The 17,317-nt window shown below is 59.3% G+C and carries 13 protein-coding genes; 3 read left to right on the top strand and 10 right to left on the bottom strand.

Annotated elements, in window-relative coordinates; all coding sequences use genetic code 11:
* The first annotated feature begins 78 nt into the window (after positions 1-78).
* Together BLU85_RS24375 and yjiA are read left to right on the top strand one after the other, a co-directional pair.
* On the top strand, positions 79-276 hold the full coding sequence (locus BLU85_RS24375) for a YbdD/YjiX family protein (protein ID WP_003182142.1): 198 nt from the start codon (positions 79-81) through the stop codon (positions 274-276).
* A gap of 324 nt (positions 277-600) precedes the next feature.
* Entirely contained in the window at positions 601-1,569 is a 969-nt protein-coding gene (gene yjiA / locus BLU85_RS24380; RefSeq protein WP_092204221.1) for a GTPase, read from the top strand.
* Between the two features lie 156 nt (positions 1,570-1,725).
* Here yjiA and BLU85_RS24385 read toward each other — a convergent pair whose 3' ends face one another.
* From BLU85_RS24385 to BLU85_RS24395, 3 genes are all read right to left on the bottom strand, one after another.
* The gene (locus BLU85_RS24385) at positions 1,726-2,265 is read right to left on the bottom strand and encodes a hypothetical protein (protein WP_092204222.1); all 540 of its coding nucleotides are present in this window, start codon (positions 2,263-2,265) and stop codon (positions 1,726-1,728) included.
* Between the two features lie 224 nt (positions 2,266-2,489).
* Entirely contained in the window at positions 2,490-3,743 is a 1,254-nt protein-coding gene (gene glyA, locus BLU85_RS24390; RefSeq protein WP_060740543.1) for a serine hydroxymethyltransferase, read from the bottom strand.
* A 229-nt stretch (positions 3,744-3,972) separates the two neighbouring features.
* Positions 3,973-7,821 (bottom strand): sensor domain-containing protein, encoded by a 3,849-nt coding sequence (locus BLU85_RS24395; RefSeq protein ID WP_092204223.1) that lies wholly within the window; start codon positions 7,819-7,821, stop codon positions 3,973-3,975.
* Between the two features lie 271 nt (positions 7,822-8,092).
* On the opposite strand from BLU85_RS24395, the gene ettA reads away from it, so the two are divergent.
* Positions 8,093-9,757: an energy-dependent translational throttle protein EttA gene (gene ettA / locus BLU85_RS24400; protein ID WP_018601028.1), complete on the top strand. Its 1,665-nt coding sequence runs from the start codon at positions 8,093-8,095 to the stop codon at positions 9,755-9,757.
* A 110-nt stretch (positions 9,758-9,867) separates the two neighbouring features.
* On the opposite strand, the gene lanM is transcribed toward ettA, so the two are convergent.
* The 7 genes from lanM to BLU85_RS24425 form a co-directional block, all read right to left on the bottom strand.
* Positions 9,868-12,936, bottom strand: a complete 3,069-nt coding sequence (lanM, locus tag BLU85_RS24405) for a type 2 lanthipeptide synthetase LanM (RefSeq protein WP_092204224.1) — start codon at positions 12,934-12,936, stop codon at positions 9,868-9,870.
* Positions 12,937-13,020: 84 nt separating this feature from the next.
* A complete protein-coding gene (locus tag BLU85_RS31185) occupies positions 13,021-13,179 on the bottom strand; it encodes a hypothetical protein (RefSeq protein WP_170842353.1) in 159 nt (52 codons plus the stop codon).
* 153 nt (positions 13,180-13,332) lie between these two features.
* Complete coding sequence (locus tag BLU85_RS31190) at positions 13,333-13,476, bottom strand: hypothetical protein (RefSeq protein WP_170847635.1); 144 nt, start codon at positions 13,474-13,476, stop codon at positions 13,333-13,335.
* Between the two features lie 190 nt (positions 13,477-13,666).
* Positions 13,667-14,158, bottom strand: a complete 492-nt coding sequence (locus BLU85_RS24410; protein ID WP_092204225.1) for a GreA/GreB family elongation factor — start codon at positions 14,156-14,158, stop codon at positions 13,667-13,669.
* 70 nt (positions 14,159-14,228) lie between these two features.
* Positions 14,229-14,585 (bottom strand): putative periplasmic lipoprotein, encoded by a 357-nt coding sequence (locus BLU85_RS24415; protein ID WP_092204226.1) that lies wholly within the window; start codon positions 14,583-14,585, stop codon positions 14,229-14,231.
* Between the two features lie 116 nt (positions 14,586-14,701).
* Positions 14,702-16,555: an Lnb N-terminal periplasmic domain-containing protein gene (locus BLU85_RS24420; RefSeq protein ID WP_092204227.1), complete on the bottom strand. Its 1,854-nt coding sequence runs from the start codon at positions 16,553-16,555 to the stop codon at positions 14,702-14,704.
* A gap of 89 nt (positions 16,556-16,644) precedes the next feature.
* On the bottom strand, positions 16,645-17,133 hold the full coding sequence (locus tag BLU85_RS24425) for a DUF3015 domain-containing protein (RefSeq protein ID WP_057451579.1): 489 nt from the start codon (positions 17,131-17,133) through the stop codon (positions 16,645-16,647).
* Positions 17,134-17,317 lie beyond the last annotated feature (184 nt).

Raw genomic sequence — 17,317 nt, forward strand, 5'->3', positions numbered from 1 at the left:
GCCTGGGGCACCAAGGAACGCACGGACAAGGAAGCGCCATTCCAGGCCCTGCCGGACGCTTGATAGAGGATTGCAACAATGTTCAATGACTTGAGTCGCCTGGGTAAATACCTCGGTCAGGCCGCCCGCCTGATGGTCGGCATGCCCGACTACGACAACTACGTCGAGCACATGCAAACCAAGCACCCGGACAAACCGATGATGGACTACGAGGCGTTCTTTCGCGAACGCCAGGAGGCCCGTTACGGCGGCAAGGGTGGGCCCAAGTGCTGTTGAACTGATGGCCGGTGGATGATGTAACCCTTGTGGGAGCGAGCTTGCTCGCGATGGCGGAGCGTCAGTTGACGATGATGTCGACTGATCCAGCGCCATCGCGAGCAAGCTCGCTCCCACAGTCGTTTTTGGGGGGCAGGATTGTCATCCACCCCGGATCCCTTGCAAAAACGAGCCCGTGTGGGAGCAAGGCTTGCCCGCGATGCCGACACCTCGATTGATCTGGCTACCGGGGTGATGCTATCGCGGGCAAGCCAGGCTCCCACAAAAACTCGCTCCTACGCTGTATTGTGTGCCTTCCTTCAATTTCGCAGCAGGAGAATTACGTTGTCCTCTCCCATCCCGGTCACCATCCTCAGCGGCTTCCTCGGCGCCGGCAAGACCACGCTGTTGCGCCATCTGCTCAAGGCCGAGCACGGCCTGAAAATCGCCGTGATCGAGAACGAATTCAGCGATGCCGGTATCGACACCCAACTGTTGGGCGGCGAGCCGGTGCAAGTCATGACCCTGGCCAACGGCTGCGTGTGCTGCACCATTCACACCGACCTGACCAAAGCCCTGTACCTGTTGCTCGAGCGGCTGGACAGCGGCGAGATCGCCTTCGACCGCCTGGTGATCGAGTGCACCGGCCTGGCCGACCCGGCCCCGGTGGCACAGACTTTCTTCATCGACGAGGACCTGCGCGAGCGCTATATCCTCGACGGGATCCTGACCCTGGTGGACGCGGCTCACGCCGACGTCCACCTGACCCAGGCCATCGCCCAGGCCCAGGTCGGGTTTGCCGACCGCCTGCTCCTGAGCAAGACCGACCTGGTGGACGCCGCCCAGGTCCAGGCCCTTGGCGAGCGCCTGACGCGCATCAACCGACGGGCACCGATCAGGGTGGTTGAACACGGCCGGATCGACCTGGCCGAGTTGCTCGACATTCGCGGTTTCAATCTCAATGCGGACCTCGGCGCAGGGCTCAGCCTGCGACCGGTGGGCAAGGCAACCCCGGGCGATCGCATCAGCAGCCTGGTGCTGCGCACCGACAAGGCCCTGGATATCGACAAGCTCAGCGAGTTCATGAACCAGTTGCTGGAAGATCACGGCAAGCAATTGCTGCGCTACAAAGGCGTGCTGAACATCGCCGGCGAACCCCGTCGACTGGTATTCCAGGGAGTACTCAAGCTGTACGGTTTCGATTGGGACACCGAGTGGGCCGCAGATGAACCCCGGGAAAGCGTGATCGTCTTCATCGCCGACGAGCTACCCGAAGAGAAAATCCGTGCCGGTTTTGAAGCGATTCTGTTTTGATGTCCCCTGTCTGCGGCCGGCGAAGCCGCTATGAAAACCAGGCACCTGGATGTGCCTGGTAGATTGGGTCGTTCCTGTGAGGACTGCTTCGCAGTCCAGCGGGGATAAATCCCCTCGCCACACAGGGTTGGCTGGTTTTATATGTTTTGGCTGGCCTCACTTTCCTTCACGCAGGCTCAAGATAAAAGTGATCTTTGATTTTTCTTCGGTCTCGGCAAGATAGAGATAAGGTGAGCCGCGCACTCTTAATCCACCGACATATTTATGAGTGGCGGTCATGAGCGAGACGGGTGTGTGCAGGGTGTTAATGTTTTTCCGTGTGATGATGTTTTGTTGATGATCGATAAGAATAAAGCGCGTCGGATTGACGGTGTTTGGATTTTCTGCGCCGAGCACTTCAAGCCAACGCTTGCTGATCAGTTTGTTATAGTGTTCTCCGGGGTTTTTCAGGGTCAGAATATAGCCATTGGGCGTAGGCCGAAAATGCAGGATCAATTGAGCGCGGTCCATGCCCTGGGTTTCGGCGCGGATGCCGAGCAAGTGTGAGTGATCATGGGTTTGCGGTTTGCCGGTAAAAAATCCACCGCTGAATGAACTGACGGTTGCCATCGCGGGTTTGCCATGCAGTGTTTCAAGTAGATTTACGTGGGCGTCAAACATGCTGAGTGTTGCATGAAAGGAATGTTCACTGTCCATGTGATACATGAGTCCTGTATTGAGTTTTGAAGTGTGGGTGCGGCGAGTTGGATTTTATTGGTTTATTGCTTGTTGGTGGTGTTATCTGTATTGCAGAAAGTTAAGTGCAAGGCAGATGCTGAGTGTTGTAAAGGTGGTTTGCTTAGGTGACGTGGTCTTTTAAAGGCCAATAAAAAAGCCCGCATCGAAAGAGGCGGGCCTTTTATTGCGGTCTGACGGGCTGATTAAGCGCCGTATACCGGCAGCTTCTTGCAGATAGCCTTGACCTTCTCACGCACGGCGTCGATGACCGCTTCGTTGTTCAGGTCCGCCAGGATGTCGCAGATCCAGCCGGCCAGTTCCTTGCACTCGGCTTCCTTGAAGCCGCGAGTGGTCACGGCCGGGGTGCCGAAGCGCAGGCCCGAAGTGACGAACGGGGAGCGTGGGTCGTTGGGTACCGAGTTCTTGTTCACGGTGATGAACGCCTTGCCCAGCGCCGCGTCAGCGTCTTTGCCGGAGATGTCCTGCTTGATCAGCGAGAGCAGGAACAGGTGGTTTTCAGTACCGCCGGACACCACGTCGAAGCCGCGCTCGATGAACACGCCGGCCATGGCCTTGGCGTTCTTCACGACTTGTTGCTGGTAAGCCTTGAACTCAGGCTGCAGCGCTTCCTTGAAGCAGATCGCCTTGGCTGCGATCACGTGCTCCAGCGGGCCACCCTGGGCGCCCGGGAAGACGGCGGAGTTCAGCTTCTTCTCGATGTCGGCATTGGCGCGCGCCAGGATCAGGCCGCCACGTGGACCGCGCAGGGTCTTGTGGGTGGTGGTGGTGACCACGTCGGCGAACGGCACCGGGTTCGGGTAGACGCCCGCGGCGACCAGGCCGGCTACGTGGGCCATGTCGACGAACAGGTAGGCACCGACTTTGTCGGCGATTGCGCGAAAACGCGGGAAGTCGAGGATCTGCGAGTAGGCGGAGAAACCGGCCACGATCATTTTCGGCTTGTGCTCGAGGGCCAGGCGCTCGACTTCGTCGTAGTCGATCAGGCCGTTGCCGTCGATACCGTACTGGATGGCGTTGTACAGCTTGCCGGAGGAGGAAACGCTGGCGCCGTGGGTCAGGTGACCGCCGTGGGCCAGGCTCATGCCCAGGATGGTGTCACCGGCCGACAGCAGCGCCAGGTACACGGCGGCGTTGGCTTGGGAACCGGCGTGCGGCTGGACGTTGGCGTAATCGGCGCCGAACAGTTCCTTGGCGCGGTCGATGGCCAGTTGCTCGACCACGTCGACGTACTCGCAACCACCGTAGTAGCGCTTGCCCGGGTAACCTTCGGCGTACTTGTTGGTCAGTACCGAGCCTTGAGCTTCCATCACCGCGGGGCTGGTGTAGTTTTCCGAAGCGATCAGCTCAATGTGCTCTTCCTGGCGCTGAGCTTCTTGCTCCATGGCGGCAAAGAGATCGGCGTCGTACTTGGCAATAGTCAAATCACGGCTGAACATGGCGGTCCTCAAGGATCGGGGCAGAAAAGGGGGGCATTCTACCTCAACCGGTTTTGGAAGGCATATGAAAGGGCGTCATGTCGCGGACGAATGGGATTCAAGCGCCATTCTGCGTGGCCTTGGCGGGCCCTATCGCGAGCAAGCTCGCTCCCACAGGATGATGGGCACGCACGTCCAAATGTGGGAGCGAGCTTGCTCGCGATGAGGCCACTACAGGCAGCGAAGAACCTCAGTCGAGCATGAACAACGCATCATTGCTGAACTGTGCTTCGAACCGATTGGCCGGCATCGGCCGGCCGAACAGGTAGCCCTGGACCTCGTCGCAGCCGTGCTCGCGCAGGAAATCCAGCTGCTCGTGGGTCTCGACGCCCTCGGCGATCACCGCCAGGTTGAGGCTGTGGGCCATGGCGATGATTGCCCGGGCGATCTGCGCATCCTGCTCGCCGGACGGCAGGCCGTCGACGAAGGTGCGGTCGATCTTCAGCACGTCGATGGGGAATTGCTTGAGGTAGTTGAGCGATGAATAACCAGTGCCGAAGTCATCGACGGCGATGCTCAGGCCCAGGTTTTTCAGCCCGGCGAGGATCTGCATCGCCTCGCTGACTTCGCGCATCAGGATACTTTCCGTCAGTTCCAGCTCCAGGCAGGCCGGTGGCAGACCGGTGCTGCGCAGGATATTGGCGATGCGCGTGCCCAACTGGCCATCGGAGAACTGCCGGGCCGAAATGTTGACCGAGACCTTCGGCACCCGGACCTTGGCCTGGTGCCAGGTCCTGAGTTGCCGGCAGGCTTCGGTGATGACCCAGTCGCCGACGTCCACCACCAGCCCGAGCTCTTCGAGCACCGGGATGAAATCCCCCGGTGGCACCAACCCACGTCGCGGATGGCGCCAGCGCAGCAGGGCCTCGGCGCCGGTCAACCGTTTGCCATCGCCGCTGAACTGCGGTTGGTAATACAGCACGAACTCGTTCTGCTCCAAGGCGTGGCGCAGGTCGCTTTCCAGTTCCAGGCGCTCCAGGGCGCTGGCGTTCATGTCGGCCTGGTAGAACTGGAAGTTGTTCTTGCCACGCTCCTTGGCGTGGTACATGGCCGTGTCGGCGTTCTTCATCAACTGGCTCAGTTCGTTGCCGTCCTGGGGGCTCAGGGCGATACCGATACTGGCGGTGACGAAAAACTCGCGGCCTTCGAGCACGAAGGGCCGGACCAGGCTGGCGAGGATCTGCTCGGCCACAGTGATGGCCCGGTTCAGCGCCATTTCACGGCTGACGCGCGGTTGCAGCAGCAGGGTGAACTCGTCGCCGCCCATGCGCGCCACGGTGTCGTCGTCGGCGACGCAGCCGAGCAGGCGCGTGGCCATCTCCTTGAGCATCCGGTCGCCGGCGGCGTGGCCCAGGGAGTCGTTGATCGGCTTGAAGCGGTCGAGGTCGAGGAACATCAGCACGACCCAGGTCTTCTGCCGCTCGGCCGATTGCAGCGCGGTGTGCAGGCGATCCTGGAACAGCGTGCGGTTGGGCAGGTGGGTCAGGGCGTCGTAATAGGCCAGGCGATGGATGCGCTGCTCGCTGGCCTTGCGTTCGCTGATGTCGCTGAAGAAGCACACATAACTGGCCAGGTCGCCTTCGTCGTCCAGCACGGCGGTGATGCCGACCCAGGCCGGGTAGTGTTCGCCATTGCGACGCTTGAGCCAGACTTCGCCTTCCCACGTGCTGTGTTGCTGCAACTGCTTGAGCACGTAGCGCAAGTGGGCTTCCTGTTGCTCGTCCACGGTCAGCATGTTGGGCAACTGGTCCAGCACTTGCGACACGGCATAACCGCTGACGCGACTGAAGGCTTCGTTGGCCTGGACAATGTAGCCGGCCGGGTCGGTGATCAGGATCGCCGAGGTCGAGTGCTCGAAGACCGTGGCGGCCATGCGCAGGTCTTTTTCGGCGCGACGCTGCTGGCTGATGTCGCGGCCAACGCCCAGCACGCCTTCGAACGCGCCGTGTTCATCCCACACCAGCACCAGCCGCAGCTCGATGGGGATCTTGCGCCCATCGGCGCGCAGGCAGTCGAACAGGAACAGTTGGGTCTGCATCTGGTTGCGCAGCTCGGCCAGTTGCTCAGGCTTGTCGAGGGCCTTGCTGACGCGGTCCATCAGGCTGTAGATGCCGGTCAGTTGTTGTGGATTGGCGATGATCGATTGCCAGCCGTTCTGGAAAATCCAGTCGGCGGTGTAGCCCAGTACCGCTTGCACCGACGGGCTGACATAGTTGAGCGAAAGCTTGTTGTCGGTGGAGAAGATCACGTCGCTGATGCTTTCGGCGAGCATCCGGTAGCGTTGCTCGCTGTCGCGCAGCGATTCGCTGGCCTCGATCTGCTCGGTGACGTCCTTGGCCACGCCGATGATCCGGGTCACCTGGTCATGCCGGTCTCGGGCCAGTGCCTGTTCGCGAATGTCGAAACAGCGCCATTTGCCATTGCGATGGCGAAAGCGCAATTGGCATTGCAGCAGCTGAGTGTAGCCGCCACGGCGTTGTTCCTGGCGCAGGTTGTGGTAGTGATCGGCGTCGTCGCTGTGCAGCAGGATCTCCCAGAAGTACTCGCCCATCTGGTGCAGTTCGGTGCGGTCGTAGCCCAGGGTCTGGCCCAGGTGATGGTTGCTGAAGATCATCCGCTGGCTGATGACATCCTGCACGTAGAGATGATCCGGAACGGTGCGCACCACGTCGGACCAGAAACCTTCGCGTTCGAGCAGCGAGAGCTCGATCAGCTTGCGGCTGGTGATGTCGCTGATGCTCAGGATGACGGCGTTATAGTCGGGCTGTTTTTCCGGCAGGCGCAGCACCAGCCACAGGTGCTGGTCGCGGCCATGGGCGTCCTGGAGCTTGATTTCCAGCTCCAGTTGCTTGTGTTGGTCGAGCAGCGCTTCGAGCAGTTTCGAGCCGATGGGGTTGTTGTCTGGCGTGCCCTTGCCGACCAGCAACTGCCAAGCTTGGGCACAGGAGTCGACATTGAGCAGTTTCAACGCCATCTGGTTGACTTCGGTGACATGAACTTCCTGGCGCAATTGCTCGAGTTGGTGAGCGGTTTGCAGCCAGGCGCGCAATTGATCGCCATTGTGCAGGCCCGCCCGCTCAAAAAACGCCTTGAGCCCCGACAGGTCCAGCACACACAGGGCCACGCCGGTGCCTTCGAAAATATCCTGGTAACGCCGTCGACCTTCGTGCAACTGTCGCTGGCGCCGACGCATGTTCAAGAGGGCGATGACGGGCAGCAACGAAAACGCCAGGCCCAGCAGGCACTTTCCGATGAAGGCCGGCAGCAGTTGCTCGATCACCTGGCGCCGGTCGAACAGCCCCCGCAGTTGCCAGTCGCTGCTGCTCAGGGGCACGGTCAGTACCGTGTTCTCCAGGTCATCCGGCGACAGGTGGGTAGGGCTGATCGAGGGCAGGCTCTCGTCGCGGCTGATGATCTGCTGGTTGAGGCGGTTTTCCACCAGCCACAGCGGGCGCAGCCCCACATCGGCTTGCTTGGTCAGGGTGGAGAAAAAATTCGGGGTCAGGCGCAGGGCCCAATAGCCACGGCTGCTGCCGCTGGCCTGGTGCAACAACAGATGCACCACGGAGCCGTCTTCGGCATTGCTGAAATAATGGGCCTGGGCCCGGCTGCGCCGCACCAGCTCGCCCAGGTAGTCGGCGTCATGGCTGTCGGCGTCGCTGTCACTGAGCACCCGGCCGGAAGGGCTCAGCAGTGCCAGGCTGCGCAATTCGGGTAACGATTGCTGGAGTTTACGAACCAGGGCCTGCTGTTCGTCGGCACTTTGTGGCTGTTCGACGATCGGTAGCAGGTTGAGGGCGATTTGCGCGTTCAGGGCCATGTTCAGGCTGACTTGCGCGGCAAGATCGGCGGTGTAGTCGATGGTGTATTGGCGCTGTTGTTGTTGGGTTTCACGCAGTTGGTCAAGCAGTTGCCAGAACAGCAAGCCGAGCAATAGCAGCACCAGCGTGGCCAGCGCGCCCTTCAGCGTCCCGCGCAGGGGCGAGCCGGGCACGACAGCGGGTGCGCGAGGGGACAGGGGCGGAGTGACGTTGGACAAGCTGTAATCCTGCAGTTTGCTGGACTGGCGCGACGTGCACTATAAGCCGGACGCCCGAAGGGCGGCTAGCATGCCTTGACTTGTGGCAAAGTGCCAGCCCCTGGCGGCTGGACCTTGACCGACGGTTGAGGTAGCTTTGCCGGTCAAACAAGAGCGTTCCAGCTCCAGATTCCCAGGCTCTATCCGCCCGCAGGCATTGATGACCGTCAAGTGCCGGCGCCGCGCATGGCCTGGCTCGTTCTTTTCAACTGTCACTGACGCTAGGTTCACCATGGCTCAATACGTCTTCACCATGCATCGGCTGAGCAAAGTTGTTCCGCCGAAGCGGGAAATCCTGAAAAACATTTCATTGTCGTTCTTCCCCGGGGCCAAGATCGGCGTACTGGGTCTCAACGGCTCGGGTAAGTCCACGCTGCTGAAAATCATGGCCGGCGTCGATAACGAATTCGACGGTGAAGCCCGTCCGATGCCAGACCTGAACATCGGCTACCTGCCCCAGGAACCGCAGCTGGACCCGAGCAAGACCGTGCGTGAAGTGGTCGAGGAAGCGGTCAGCGTGATCAAGGATGCCCAGGCGCGCCTCGACGAAGTCTATGCCGCCTACGCCGACCCGGATGCCGACTTCGACAAGCTGGCCGCCGAACAGGCCAAGCTCGAAGCGATCCTGCAGGCCAGCGACGGCCACAACCTGGATCGCCAGCTGGAAGTGGCCGCCGATGCACTGCGCCTGCCGGCCTGGGACGCGAAGGTCGAACACCTCTCCGGTGGTGAAAAACGCCGCGTGGCCTTGTGCCGCCTGCTGCTGTCGGCTCCGGACATGCTGCTGCTCGACGAACCGACCAACCACCTGGACGCCGATTCCGTCGCCTGGCTCGAACACTTCCTGCATGACTTCCCGGGCACCGTGGTTGCGATCACGCACGACCGTTACTTCCTGGACAACGTCGCCGGCTGGATCCTGGAACTCGACCGCGGCGCAGGCATTCCGTACGAGGGCAACTATTCGGGCTGGCTGGAAGCCAAGTCCGATCGTCTGGCCCAGGAATCCAAGCAGCAGTCGGCCCATGAAAAAGCCATGAAGGAAGAACTGGAGTGGGTGCGCAAAGGCGCCAAGGCCCGCCAGTCCAAATCCAAGGCCCGTCTGCAACGCTTCGAGGAAATGCAATCCCAGGAATTCCAGAAGCGCAGCGAAACCAACGAGATCTACATCCCGGCTGGTCCGCGCCTGGGTGACAAGGTCATCGAGTTCAAGAACGTCACCAAGGGTTATGGCGACCGCGTGCTGATCGACAACCTGTCGTTCTCCATGCCCAAAGGTGCCATCGTCGGGGTGATCGGTGGTAACGGCGCGGGTAAATCCACGCTGTTCCGCATGCTGATGGGCAAGGAAACCCCGGATTCGGGCAGCATCGAAATCGGTGAAACCGTGCAGTTGGCCTGTGTCGACCAGAGCCGCGAGGACCTGGACGGCAGCAAGACCGTGTTCCAGCAGATCTCCGACGGTTCCGACCAGATCCGCATCGGCAACTATGAAATCCCGTCGCGCACTTACGTCGGCCGCTTCAACTTCAAGGGCGGCGACCAGCAGAAGTTCGTCAAGGACCTGTCCGGCGGTGAGCGCGGTCGCTTGCACCTGGCGTTGACCTTGAAGGAGGGCGGCAACGTCCTGCTGCTCGACGAACCGTCCAACGACCTCGACGTCGAAACCCTGCGTTCCCTGGAAGAAGCCTTGCTGGACTTCCCGGGCGCCGCCATTGTGATCTCCCACGATCGTTGGTTCCTCGACCGCGTGGCGACCCACATCCTGGCGTACGAAGACGACTCCCAAGCGGTATTCTTCGAAGGCAACTACACCGAGTACGAAGCCGATCGCAAGAAACGCCTCGGCGAAGCGGCCGCCCAGCCGCATCGTGTACGGCACAAGAAACTGGCCTGATAGGGATCGGAAATGTGGGAGCGAGCTTGCTCGCGATGGCGGCGGGTCAGCGACATTGAAGTTGATTGATCCACCGCTATCGCGAGCGAGCTCGCTCCCACAGTTCCAGCCTACGTCTGCAGCGCGAAATCGAGCGAGAGTATGTTGGGGATCGTTGGATCGATCTCATACAGCAAGGCATAACCTGCGCCCGTAATGCCCGTTAGCAGGCTGACATCGGGAACCCGGTCATGGTCGAGGAAGGGGCCTTCGAAAAACTGCCGGGCGACCTCGCCAAGGGCCTGCTTGACCCTGCTGATACCCTCGGGGTCATCGGCGTGCCGATACCAGTCATACAGGCACATCAGATTGCCGAAATCGCCATGGCACAGGTTATAGCCATCGCCCAAGCCGTGCTGCCAGAGGTTGCTCTCGCAACGCTGGATATCGTCGAGCACCGTCTGTCGGGTGGTTGCGTCCAAGGCCTCGCCCATCGACTTCATGAGTTGTCGCCTGGCGATGAGGATACCGCCGTCTCCGTGACACCACTTGGTGGCATGGTCGACGGGGCCCAGGTCTCTCAGGTCCAGCCAGAAACCCTCTCGGCTCAAGCGATTTTCACCCTCCAGCACCTGGATGGCCAAGGGCACCAACGCCCCATCGCCGGTCACGTCATAGGCTTTGCACAAGGCCTGGATGACGCCGGAGAGACCATGGGACAGGCCCGTTAAAATGACGGAGCGATCATCGCGTCGAAGAAGCTGGCCTTCTTCGATCAGTATCTGGTCCTTTATGTAAGCAACCATGCGCCAAATGGCCGGCAGCACATCCACTTGCGCCGATAACCCATGAATATTGGCCAGCAGCGTCACCGCACCACAACAGCCGCCCAGGAAGTCGAAATCGTAGTCTTCAGGGGGGGCATCAATCAGTTGGGTCAGCAGGCTGGCAATTTTCTCATCGTGTTTCGGATCACCGGTGATTTGGCGGCGATTGATGAGCAGATAGAGATAGGAGCCCAGGCCATGATAGGCACTGATGGTTAGGTCGGCTTTGAAAAAGCCAAAGTGTTGTTCCAGTGAGGCCAGTATCTGATCCAGGAGCGACAATAAGCGTGGTTTGCCGCTTACCTTGAACAGGCTCAGATAAAACAACCCAATCCCGGCGATACCGGAGTACAACCCATGATCCATGGGTGAAGGGTATTTTCCACGTGTCGTTGGGTGCGTATGGAACGCCAACCAACTGACGTCCGTTGCCGTTCCCTTGATCGCAAGCGCTTCGAGGCGGGAACTGATGCCGAGTATCGCGTCGAGTCGATCCGCTTGGGGCGTTGTTTTTAGAGGGGCACGTGATAACGGCTGTCCATTTGACTCCGGATACAAACACATTTCGAGCAGCGTGAGTTGTAATGCCCTGTCGGCTGCGGACAGATTGGCTATTTTCTGTAGGCAGCTTTTTATCGGAGGTTGTACTTTCGTCATGTCTATTGTTTCACCTTGTGCGCTCATCAACGCGTTGGAATTGAGCGGCATGGTGAAACACGGAATGCTGGATCTTTGCAGGTCGGCTATTTCATGACGCGGAATGCCCTTTGCTCGATAAGGCTCTTTCAAGTCTTTCCACAGGGTTGCAAGCAGAAGCTCCCGGTCCAGCATGTTTTTCATGAAGCGAGGATGGCGGCTCAGCCCGATAAAGTCCGCATATCGTTGAGAGTTTTTGAGCAAAACACGGGTTGATAATTCGCCTGCGGCTTGCTCAAGCATCTGCATGATCGTGTGCCGATGCGTCATCAATTCGCCATAAGCATATTCAAAGCCGTGGACAAGTTCGGCTTTATACGTTTCATGCCCCTTGCGTTCCCCCTGCAAAAGCGGCAAATGCTTTTGCGCCAGAAGGTGTTCGAACTCGACTTTACGTAAATGGTAAAAGCCATTTTCGAAAACCAGGGAGTGGCGGGTGGAAATGAACAGCGCTTGCCGAGTCAGCCCGCTCTGGTCGTTATTGGATTTTTGTGAAAAGGGTACGAAGCCGCTGGAACACACCGACTGCTGGATCACTTTGAAGGTGTTGGACAGTGCGCTATCGAGCGGCAGTTCGAGTAGCAGGTCGCTGGTGGACGCAGTGAACAAGCACTCAAGATCGATCATGACAGGGCTGCTGCCACACGCAATGATGTTCTCGTAATGGAAGTCGATGCCGTTGAGTGCATGAATGACGGCGATCTGTGCCCCCATCTTTTTATAGAACAGCGCCACGTCCGCTGCGCTGTCACAAGGCGTGTTGTCGACCTTTTCTATCCAGCTATGTCGCTCACGGCTGAGGATTCCTGGCGCGTGGATGGCAAAACAATCCGCGCCAGTCCACTCACGTAATTGTCCCAGCAGGCGATTGAAAAAAACTGCTTCGCGGCTTGCCCGTGGTTTGTAGACCAAGGAGGTTGTGCGGAATTTGACCTGGCAGACCGTTTCACCGCGACCGTGAGGGTCACCCAGGCCGAACTCGATAGCGTCGATTTTTCGGGATGGGATTGAGAATGCCATCTCCAGCGCGTCAACATCGCCGGCGAAGTCGAATATGACCGCATAAAGATAGTCGAGGGTGTCTTCCAGCAAATCAAAAAGCAGGGTTGCCAACACAGGATAGGAATCGAAAAACGCAAACAGTGGCAACGTGCGCAGCTGTTCGCTGAACCCGTCCAGGTCAATCTCGTCGCCGTCCGCAATCCGCGTATTCAGATAGTGGACCAGGCTTTGTTCCGATGTGCGTCCGACACGGGCCAAGACATAGTGCTCAAGGCTTGCCAACAGGGCGGCTTCATCAATGTGCAGTGACGCTTTGGCGTAGCGCCCATCCGCCTTGAACGTATCGATGAAATAAAGAAAAAAGCGGTAGCCAAACCAATAAAAATTGTCTTTGCCGCTCGCCGCCTTTTCCCTGCCGACGTGAAAGCTGTCGAGGCGAGCAAGCTTTTCCTTCAAGGCCCTCAAGACGGTTTCGCCGTCGTCAGGCTGGCGCTGTGGGTTACCGGGTGCCTTGGCATACGACGCCAGTTGTTCCCGGTTCAACCCGAAATGATCCAGCAAGGCCTGATCATCAGCATGCAGGCGGGTCAGGTTGTTTAAAAAAAGGGCGATGTCGCCGTCGGAAGTGAATCTGTACTGACCTCGCTGATTCAACTTCAAAGCGTTAACAAGCATGCCGTCGATCCTGAAATGGATAGAGCAGGCGTTGCCTGCTCTATGGTTATGGGTGTTGCCTGTTTGGACGATCAGTGGAAGGGCTTAGCAGCCGAGTGTCGAGCATTCGAGATTGGTGCACGTGCCAAAGGTGTTGCATTCCATTGTCGTTGCCAGTATCGAGCCCATGTTTTTGGTGGGCGCTTGATAAGCGTCGAAGTCGCTATAGAAGTCACCGGACATGTTCAGGATCTGTTCGCTCATGGTGTTGTCCTCATCAGTTATCAAACATCAAGTACAGGCAGTTGGGTGCGAGCAAGCGCATCCGAACGGTAGGATGTTGATAAAGTTGTTTTATAGTTGGGGTTAGGGAGTATCAAGGACCTGTTGTGCAGGTCTACTTTGATGGAAAAGGATTTAGCATAAAAGAGCGGTGCAGTTTAGGGTGCCGCATTCGACAATGGTCCGTGCTGCTGACTCGGAGGCCAGATCGGTGACCTGTTGGTAGAACTTGAAGTCGCTGTCGAAGTCACCTGACATTGCCAGTATCTGTTCGCTCATTAGTGCATCTCCTTTCTGTTTTTACAGCGCGCCGATTACGGTGCGGGAAAAACAGTAGCATGGTCCTGATTTAACGCAAACTTGTTGTTATGACCTCATGTTGCAGTTACATATGGCTACAGACAAGTAACAGGTTATTGTCGGGCTTGATGTTAGAGGCTTTAATCATGTTTTAAAAAAGCCGGCAACATCATGGAGTATCTATCGCAACGACCTCGATGGCGAGATCCCCCAGTGGTCGCCTCCATATCACTTCATCCCCCACCTTCGCCCCCAACAACGCGCGCCCCAGCGGCGAGCCCCAGTTGATCAAGCCACTGGCCGCATCGGCCTGGTCTTCACCCACTAACTGCACTCGCTGTTCGTGATCCTGTTCATCGACAAAGGTCACCCAATGCCCGATCCGCACTTGATCGGACGACGTCGGTGCAACGACCTGGGCGCTTTGCAGGCGCTGCTTGAAATAGCGCAGATCCCGTTCAAGGTCGGCGATCCGTTGTTTGTCCGCCAGATCCCCTCGGCTCGCCTGCTGGCCGTGCAACGCCTGCAATTCGGCGACCCGGGCCTGGAGTTGGGCAAGCCCGGTGGGCGTAACGTAATTGGGTTGCGCACTGACCTGACGTTCGACCGGCTGGTCGGCCTGGGCAGCGGCGTTGTCTTCGTTGACGAAAGCGCGGCTCATGGTGTTCTCCTCTATTGGAGTTTGGTCCATGGTCGCAGGCTTTTGGTTTCGACGAATGTCTATACGCGACTCACGGCGAGCGATAAGCCCGGCCGGCGTCCCGATCCTTTTCCTGTTGCCAGGCACGTTCGTGGTCATCCCAATGACGATCGCGGTAGGCATTGCGCTCCTCGCTTTCGCGCATCGCCTGGCACTGCCGGAAACCATCGCTCCAGCCTTCGGCGTAGCGTGGGTCCTTGAGGTACCGTGGCACGTCTTTCCTGAACTGACCGGTGATCACCCCCGCCGCTTGCCGACCACTGCTGCAACCGTCGTCGTAGCCGTCGGCGAACGCCGGTGGATAACCTCGGGCGATCAGGTCTTCATGAGTGGTTTCACAGCCACCGAGCAACATCACCATACCCAGTACCACTGCCGCGCGCCTCATTTGAGCCTTCCTGCCGTATCCACTTATACGAGAAGTCTAGAAGCGTATTCGTCAGGCCGATGTGAAAGCCCTGTGATTAATCCGTTTGTCTCTGTGCGCGTGCAGAACGGTGCCGGTCAATAGTGATACCACTTCACCTCGAGCATCACCTCGTTCTCCGGCGACGCCACGTGGCTGAACTCTCGCTGGGCACTCAAGCGCAGGCCGAGGTTGCGGGACAATTCCCACTGCTGGTTGAGGCTCAGGCTACGACGCACTTCGCCGTTGACGAAATAGTCGCCCTTGGCTTCCAGGCTCAAGTTGCCCAGCGGGTTGTTCCACAGCACGCCGCTGTTGAAACCGGCGGCCGGGGCGATGAACTGGGCGAAATCGTTGTTGTGCTCGACCCGCACCGTGCCCAGGGCGAAGCCCAGCACATCTTCGCCCAGCGCCCAGGTGCCGCCGGCGCCGCCGTTGACATGGCTGACCAAGGTTTCATCGTCGTGTTTGCCCGGCACCCGCTCCAGGCCGCCGGTAACCTGCCAGGACAGCGGTTGCAGCAGCTCGTTGCGTGGGGTCAGGGAGCGAATGGTCGCCAGATCCAGTTGCTGCACTTGCCAGTCATTGCCTTCGTACTGGCGCAGTTTCAATTGCAGGATTTCGATCTGTGCCCCCAGCGGGAAACTTTCGGCGTTGTCGTTGAGGTCGTGATAGGCCATGCGCAAGCCGTATTCACCGAACGCCCGGTCGCCCCGTGTGCCGAGGCCGGCCTGCCAGGTGCGCGATTGGTGACCGTCCTCGGGCAGGCCCGGTTGCGGGATGTCGAGTTCCGGCGCGGGGTTCTGGTTGATCGCCCGCAACAGCTCGAAGCTGCGCTGGGCCCGCTGCGGATCGCGTTCCTGGCCGTTGGCGCGATAGCGTTCCAGGCGATACGCCGCGTCGATGACCAGTGCCTGGCGTTCGCGGGGCAGCGCCTTGAATGCCGGTGCCTGCAGTTGCTGCTGATCGGCGCTGACGTTCAGTACCCATTGTTGTTCGTCAGCGCTGAGCGGTTCGGCGCGGCTGAGCAGTTCCCGTTCCCGGGACGGCCGGTACTGGATGCTTTCCACCAGGCCGGCTTCTTTAACCGCCTTGACGGTGTCGGTGGGAATCGCCGTCAGCGGGAATTGTTCGGTCAGGCGCAGGCTGGGGCGGGCCACTTGGAGCAATTCGAGCAGGCGATAGGAGCAGTTTTCGTCGAAAAAGAAATAGTCGAACTGAATCTGCTTGAGTTCCCAGACGTGCTCGACCATGCGCTCGGTTTCCGCCTGGCTCAGGTTGAGGCGGTATTCCCACAGGTCGCGGTTCTCCAGGCTACGGTACTCAGAGAGTTTTTCCTGGTACGGCACCAGGGCGAACAGGCCGGGATAGCCCCCCATCAGCCCCTTCCAGGCATAGAGGATGCTGTTGTCCGAGCCTTCGATGTAGGCGCCAAAGTTGATCGCGTAGCTGAGCAGGGCGGTCTTGTCGCTTTGCACATCGGCCTGGTCGATGCGCAACAGGGTGTGGCCGAACATCGAGGAGGGGCTGTTGAGGTACGCGGCGGGGAAAATCATCACTGCGCTGTGGGGCGACACGTCCTTGAACCATTGGGTGAAGTCGCTGCAATTGACCGCCGGCAGGTCCGTCAGGTTGAGCTGCGCCTTCAGCCAGCGGGTGCGCGCCGGGTACACGCACTGGGCATGTTGCTGGCCGGCGCTGGCCGGGCCATACAAGGCTTGCAGCGTGGCGGTCAGTTCACGGTCAGGATGTTCATTGCCATCGGGGGCGAGGAAGAATTTTTTGTCGCTGATATAGCTGCGCCAGCCGCCCAGCTTGGCGGTTTCGTAATGGCCCAGGGAGATCCAGAAGCGGTCATTGGCCAGTTGCTGCAAACGTTGAGGGTCGATATGGGGCGCGGCGGAAAGCGGGGCGCACACACAGAGCGCCAGCCAGGCAAGGCGTTTGAGCATAGTCGGCTACTTGGAAAGTCGAAAAAATAAAGACCGAAGGGGCCCCAAAAAGAAAACCCGCTCCCCGAGAGGAGCGAGTGGTGTCGAGCTTAAGCTTGAGTGGCGTACTTGGCCAGGCGAGGGTCGCTTTTCAATACGGCCAGGGTGTTGGTATGCACGTCTTCTGCGGTCACGTCAGCCTTGCTGAAGATCTGCTGGAAGTGCTCGTGGGTAACGGCGGAGAAGTGTGCGCGATCTTCCGGCGCTACGCCCAGTACCACGGCATAGGTGGTCAGCGCTTCGCCCTGACCCTTGGCCATGTCTTCGGACAGCTCGTTCATCATGCCATTCATGGCCAGCCAGGACTTGCCACCGTAGGTCAGTGCCGCGTTGGTCGAGCAGCCGTTGGTGCCGGAGGTCATGCCGAAGGTGGCGTTACCGGAAGTGCCGTTGGTGGTGGATGCCAGGAAGTGTGCCGGAGTGCCACGCTGACCTTCGAACAGCATGTTGCCCCAGCCGCAATCCGGGCCGCCCGGCGCCTGAGCCATGGCGTTGAGGGATACAGCGGTGAAGAGAGTACCGAGAAGAATCCGTTTCATAGCTATGTTCTCTTTATGTGCATACCAATGGACAGGGTCTGGCCCCTACAGCTGCCAGTGGGCCGGTTATTGTTCCAGCCGCGCACTTTGGAGTTTAGGCACGATCCCAGGGTTCCGTGACATTTTGCAAAAACTATCCTGCAAGTCCTTAATTTATCGAGCCCGGCCAGGGGGATGTCCCTGG

The organism is Pseudomonas sp. NFACC14 (assembly GCF_900106885.1).
GTDB lineage: Bacteria > Pseudomonadota > Gammaproteobacteria > Pseudomonadales > Pseudomonadaceae > Aquipseudomonas > Aquipseudomonas fluorescens_AA.

Bases quoted from the DNA above. Each gene is read 5' to 3' on its own strand.
- BLU85_RS24375 (WP_003182142.1), top strand. From the start codon at position 79: ATGTTCAATGACTTGAGTCGCCTGGGTAAATACCTCGGTCAGGCCGCC.
- BLU85_RS24385 (WP_092204222.1), bottom strand. From the start codon at position 2,265: ATGGACAGTGAACATTCCTTTCATGCAACACTCAGCATGTTTGACGCC.
- glyA (WP_060740543.1), bottom strand. From the start codon at position 3,743: ATGTTCAGCCGTGATTTGACTATTGCCAAGTACGACGCCGATCTCTTT.
- ettA (WP_018601028.1), top strand. From the start codon at position 8,093: ATGGCTCAATACGTCTTCACCATGCATCGGCTGAGCAAAGTTGTTCCG.
- lanM (WP_092204224.1), bottom strand. From the start codon at position 12,936: ATGCTTGTTAACGCTTTGAAGTTGAATCAGCGAGGTCAGTACAGATTC.
- BLU85_RS31185 (WP_170842353.1), bottom strand. From the start codon at position 13,179: ATGAGCGAACAGATCCTGAACATGTCCGGTGACTTCTATAGCGACTTC.
- BLU85_RS31190 (WP_170847635.1), bottom strand. From the start codon at position 13,476: ATGAGCGAACAGATACTGGCAATGTCAGGTGACTTCGACAGCGACTTC.
- BLU85_RS24410 (WP_092204225.1), bottom strand. From the start codon at position 14,158: ATGAGCCGCGCTTTCGTCAACGAAGACAACGCCGCTGCCCAGGCCGAC.
- BLU85_RS24415 (WP_092204226.1), bottom strand. From the start codon at position 14,585: ATGAGGCGCGCGGCAGTGGTACTGGGTATGGTGATGTTGCTCGGTGGC.
- BLU85_RS24420 (WP_092204227.1), bottom strand. From the start codon at position 16,555: ATGCTCAAACGCCTTGCCTGGCTGGCGCTCTGTGTGTGCGCCCCGCTT.
- BLU85_RS24425 (WP_057451579.1), bottom strand. From the start codon at position 17,133: ATGAAACGGATTCTTCTCGGTACTCTCTTCACCGCTGTATCCCTCAAC.